Source organism: Thermoplasma sp. (genome assembly GCF_008709555.1).
Classification (GTDB): Archaea; Thermoplasmatota; Thermoplasmata; order Thermoplasmatales; family Thermoplasmataceae; genus Thermoplasma.
Map to the genome: position 1 here is coordinate 1 of NZ_VYIJ01000033.1, position 4267 is coordinate 4267.

Sequence of the window (4267 nt, forward strand, 5' to 3'; positions counted from 1 at the left end):
TTAATCCGTACCTGGGATGCATGCACAGGTGCCTGTACTGCTATGCCATGGATATGACGAAGGATGCGAGGGCCTCATCTGACTGGGGATTCACTGTCATAGCAAAGAGGAACATAATAGAGGTGCTGAGGCGGGAGATTCCGTACAGAAGGCGCGGTATCGTCGGGATATCCACCATAACGGACCCATACCAGCCCGTTGAATTCAGGTACAGGCTGACCAGGCAGGCAGTTGGGATCCTGCTGAAAGAGGGGTTCCGTGTTTCGATCCAGACCAAGTCGCCGTTAGTGACAAGGGACATGGATCTGCTTTCCGGGCATCCTTCAATGGTTGATGTGGGCATCACGATGACGACCGCATCGCCGGATAAGGCGAGAATTATAGAAACCCAGAGCCCGACGCCAGAGGTGAGGCACAGGGCTCTTGCCTCGCTTTCAGCGGCCGGCATACGCACATGGATCTTCTACGGCCCTATAATAAGAGGCTTCAACGATTCCAATTCGGACGTTGAGGGAATAGCCAGGATCGCTTCTGATACCGGATCGCGCGTGATATTCGATGCATATTCATACTATCCGCGGTCCGCTGAGATGATGATAACGGCTGGCATCAGGCCAGCCGCTCCAGATATGACGGATCTCGAACCAAGGATAAGAAGAATATGCGGTAAATACGGCGTCGAGTGCCACAGCGAGGATGAAGACTACCTGAAGGAGAATGCAAGGATTAACAGGACGCTTTTCTGATCATATGTATATTATCTTCTCGTTGAATCTCTCGAAGAGCACTTCATCAGCAAAGCCATATCCAGGTACGTATCCGTGCCTGCGATACCTGCCCACCTCCTCGAATCCGTTCTTCTCCAGAACCTTCCTGGATGCTATGTTTGGTTCGAAGACGCTGCTGATGAGCTTGCGGAGATGCATGGTATCGAATGCATACTTCATCATCAGGGATACGGCTTTTGTGGTTATCCCGCGGCCCCAGAACTTCTGATCGATGCCGAATGCTATGTAGGCGTAGCTGTTCTTGGTGTCTATGTCGTAGAGGCCGATGGTGCCAATGAATTCGGCCGATTTCCCGTATAGTACGGCGTATATCCTTGTTTTCTCCTTGTTCCTGCGCAGGCCGTCGTAGAAATCATCTAGATCCTCGGGATAAAATATCTGTGTCGGATCTCGAATGAATCTGGCGCCTTTTGGGTTGTTGAATATTTCATAGAGGCGCTGGAGGTCTTCTCTGGTTATCAGACCGATCTTGACATCCTCGCTCTCCATTATAAGTGGACGCATGAATAATGAATAGGATATTCTATAAAAATGATATGAAATAGTGTTTAGGATATCACTTGATATCCGTGAGCTAGCCCTCAGCTGAAGCTTAGGAGCTTCTTCCTGCTTCAACGACACGCAGGTGATACCATCACGATCTGGTACACCACCAGATGTGTCTCCACAGGTATTGATTGTGCACCGGCCCTACCCAACTGTTTCGTTTATACTGCGTGGTTATCGCAGTACATAAACTTATACCGAATTTCTTTATTATTTTTCCATTGGGGGAAGTCCGTGTATCTCCTCCCTGAAGGTCTGAGTCTTACTGCTTCCCTCAAACTCCTAACTTTTCTATAAAGCCTGCCTATAAGAAAAATTAAATTAATTCAAAATTTGGGATATATTGTATACTGGATATTTAGAGTATGGAAAAGGTACATATGATGGATTTTCAGCGTAGGTTGAGTTGTCTGCAAAGTAAAAAATTATCCTGTCTGCTGTGGAAATGAAGGTTGCATTGTAGATCACTGAACTGGAATGGGGTGCGATTGTGACGTTTGTGAAAGCCCAGCTTGTAACAGGCCCCCAGCCACTTTCCATGAAGCTTGAGTTCGTGTACCAGGGTCTCATGGGCGGGTAGTTTGTCGGCGAATAGTAGCAGATCGCGATCTTAACTATATCCACGTTCCTGTTGTTTGCCACGTTTAGGGCATAAACGTTAACGAAATCAGAATCTTTGCCAAAGTAGACCTCAGGGTAAGCGCCCTCAGGTATTTCGCCGTTCCACGTTATGGTCATGCTGCCGTTCCCCTCTATGAGTTGCTGCCCAACCTGCAGCTCCACAGGTGGCCTGCCTATAAGCCCCCTGTCATCCTGTAGACTGAGCTTGAAATACCATATCCATAGGTCGGGAAGCTCTGCGGGTAGCTTGCAACGTAAAGGACAAAACCCAGGATCAGGACTATTGTGAGAAGCGCCACGCCAACGACGATAGGCCTTCTTTTCATGCCCTGTTTCATAAAAACTATTTATATTGGGTGATATTTAATTTTTGCTGTCACCATGTCTGCCATGGCCAGAAACCCCGTAAATTTCTGCGATGTTTCTGGCCTATTAGGATCTTTCTCTATGTACTGGAAGCAGGAACAGAAAGCATTCGATCTTGCAAAAATGCTTACTGCTACGGCGAGAAGGTTCCTTATGTCAGGAGCCGGGATGGAAGAAAGGAGGAACTACTCGGGCCACGCAATAAGATCAATGTATTGCAGGTTATGAACCCTGAAGGGGTGTGCAAAGGCAACACATAGGTCCCATGAAGAGGGTATAAGGAACGGCAGGGTAAAGGAGAAGTACACAGTAAATATAGCCGGGGACATATCTGAGAAGACCTGCGTCCGCTTCTCATGGCACAAGTGCAGGCACACCTACGCGAAGACGCTGCTCAGATCCGGGGTGGATCTGGAAACCATACGCATAATGCTGGGCCACGAGAACCTAGGGACAACGCAGATATACGCGGCGATCGGAGCGGACGAGGCATTGGAGCGGATCTCAAGAAGCAATGTGAAGTTCGTAAAGGCATCGGTGGGGATCAAACCCATTAAACCCTGTACATTCCTTCATGGACCGGAGGGGATTTGAACCCCTGGCCTCTTCCATGCCAAGGAAGCGATCTACCTCTGATCTACCGGCCCGCTAAACCTTAATAGCATTCATCTATAAATCTTTTTGACTGCCGCCCATTGCGCTGGCTATCATTCTCTGATCCTGAGCATATCGTACAGGAATGGTATAGAAACGAGATACCGCTCAGAGTTTCCGAAATGCCCTCCCTGAAATTCCTCGTAATGATGCTTCACGCCGCCGGCCGCAAGTTTTCTATGCAGCACCCTTGAACCGACATAGAGGTGGTACTCGTCTGCATCCCCAACATCAATGTATATAGCATCCATCTTCTTCAATATCTCCAGGTTAAGATCCACATTCTTTGCTGGATCAAGATCCTTCCATTTTGCCCATATCTCATCAAGTATCTCCCCCGTTTCGATGTCAAACGGCAGATCGAAACCATAATCGCTGTCCAGATCGGGCGAATAGAATGCAGAGCTTCCAAAGACGTTCAACGCTCGCATCTCCTCGTCTGTGGGCTTCTTCGACAGCAGTCTATTCAAGAGTTCCTTCATTCCAGATTTCTGCAGCTGGTTGTATGTATATGCGAAATCATCGGCGTAGAGATAGAAAAAGCAGCTGTCTCCGAAGTGGTCTGCAAATCCGTTGATGACGTCAGGATGCCTCACTGCAAGGGTGTAGGATCCGAAACCGCCCGATGATTTCCCGAACAGCGCAGTCTTTCCTGTACTGTATCTCTCTTTGAAGTGTGGTATTATCTCTTTGATTATGAAGTCCTCATAGTTGCCAACCGCGGGCGAGTTGATGTACTGATTCATGTTATATTTCGTGGAGAAGTTTGGATTGATTATTACGGCCTTCAGCCCCTGTGAAAACAATCTTTCAACCACGCCGGCGAATTTGTTATGGAGCCTCGGCTTCCAGTTCGTCCCTGCAAGCTCTATCATCAGTGGACAGGAGTCATCCATATCGTCAGGAGTGTATACAAGTATCTGCCTCCTGTAATCATCCCCCAGATAGTTATTCTTCAGCGCATCGCTCTCAAATTCGATGATCTCCGTTTTCATATACGTCTGGGTTATGGAAACATAGTATATCTGTGCATCTTTTTCAGGAAAATGAAAAATTCCAACAACCAATCAGATAAGCCTGAAATTCGATCCATCAGATCAAAAAAAATTAGATTGTAAGGTTTTTTAGAGATCTCAGAATCCTAAATATTCCCTGAACAGGTAGAACGGGAACCCGTGCACCAGAGGCACGTAATCCCCGCCGTAGTATATCAGGCCGTTGTCATTGTAAGGTATAGTACCGTTGAAATTCCACCAGTAGTTCCCGCCCTGGTAGAATGTGCCTATTATGCT

At 47.6% G+C, this 4267-nt stretch carries 6 protein-coding genes and 1 tRNA gene; 2 read left to right on the top strand and 5 right to left on the bottom strand.

Annotation, left to right across the window (positions count from 1 at the left end; translation table 11 throughout):
* Positions 1-746: radical SAM protein (locus F6Q11_RS07375; RefSeq protein WP_297027921.1), on the top strand; the 746-nt coding region annotated here is incomplete at its 5' end.
* Here the strand turns inward: F6Q11_RS07375 and F6Q11_RS07380 are convergent.
* From F6Q11_RS07380 to F6Q11_RS07390, 3 genes are all read right to left on the bottom strand, one after another.
* The gene (locus tag F6Q11_RS07380) at positions 747-1292 is read right to left on the bottom strand and encodes a GNAT family N-acetyltransferase (RefSeq protein ID WP_297027923.1); all 546 of its coding nucleotides are present in this window, start codon (positions 1290-1292) and stop codon (positions 747-749) included.
* Between the two features lie 363 nt (positions 1293-1655).
* Entirely contained in the window at positions 1656-2117 is a 462-nt protein-coding gene (locus tag F6Q11_RS07385) for a hypothetical protein (RefSeq protein ID WP_297027925.1), read from the bottom strand.
* A gap of 11 nt (positions 2118-2128) precedes the next feature.
* Positions 2129-2293, bottom strand: a complete 165-nt coding sequence (locus F6Q11_RS07390) for a hypothetical protein (protein WP_297027927.1) — start codon at positions 2291-2293, stop codon at positions 2129-2131.
* 355 nt (positions 2294-2648) lie between these two features.
* On the opposite strand from F6Q11_RS07390, the gene F6Q11_RS07615 reads away from it, so the two are divergent.
* The gene (locus F6Q11_RS07615) at positions 2649-2915 is read left to right on the top strand and encodes a tyrosine-type recombinase/integrase (RefSeq protein ID WP_367119344.1); all 267 of its coding nucleotides are present in this window, start codon (positions 2649-2651) and stop codon (positions 2913-2915) included.
* Here the strand turns inward: F6Q11_RS07615 and F6Q11_RS07395 are convergent.
* Both F6Q11_RS07395 and F6Q11_RS07400 read right to left on the bottom strand, forming a co-directional pair.
* A tRNA-Ala gene (locus F6Q11_RS07395) sits at positions 2897-2968 on the bottom strand. The genes F6Q11_RS07615 and F6Q11_RS07395 overlap by 19 nt on opposite strands.
* 60 nt (positions 2969-3028) lie before the next feature.
* Positions 3029-3970 carry an esterase family protein gene (locus F6Q11_RS07400; protein ID WP_297027929.1) on the bottom strand — a complete coding sequence of 314 codons (942 nt, stop codon included), beginning with the start codon at positions 3968-3970 and terminating at the stop codon, positions 3029-3031.
* Positions 3971-4267 lie beyond the last annotated feature (297 nt).

Excerpts from the sequence above, each read along its gene's own strand:
- F6Q11_RS07380 (WP_297027923.1), bottom strand. The coding sequence starts at position 1,292 with ATGCGTCCACTTATAATGGAGAGCGAGGATGTCAAGATCGGTCTGATA.
- F6Q11_RS07390 (WP_297027927.1), bottom strand. The coding sequence starts at position 2,293 with ATGAAACAGGGCATGAAAAGAAGGCCTATCGTCGTTGGCGTGGCGCTT.
- F6Q11_RS07400 (WP_297027929.1), bottom strand. The coding sequence starts at position 3,970 with ATGAAAACGGAGATCATCGAATTTGAGAGCGATGCGCTGAAGAATAAC.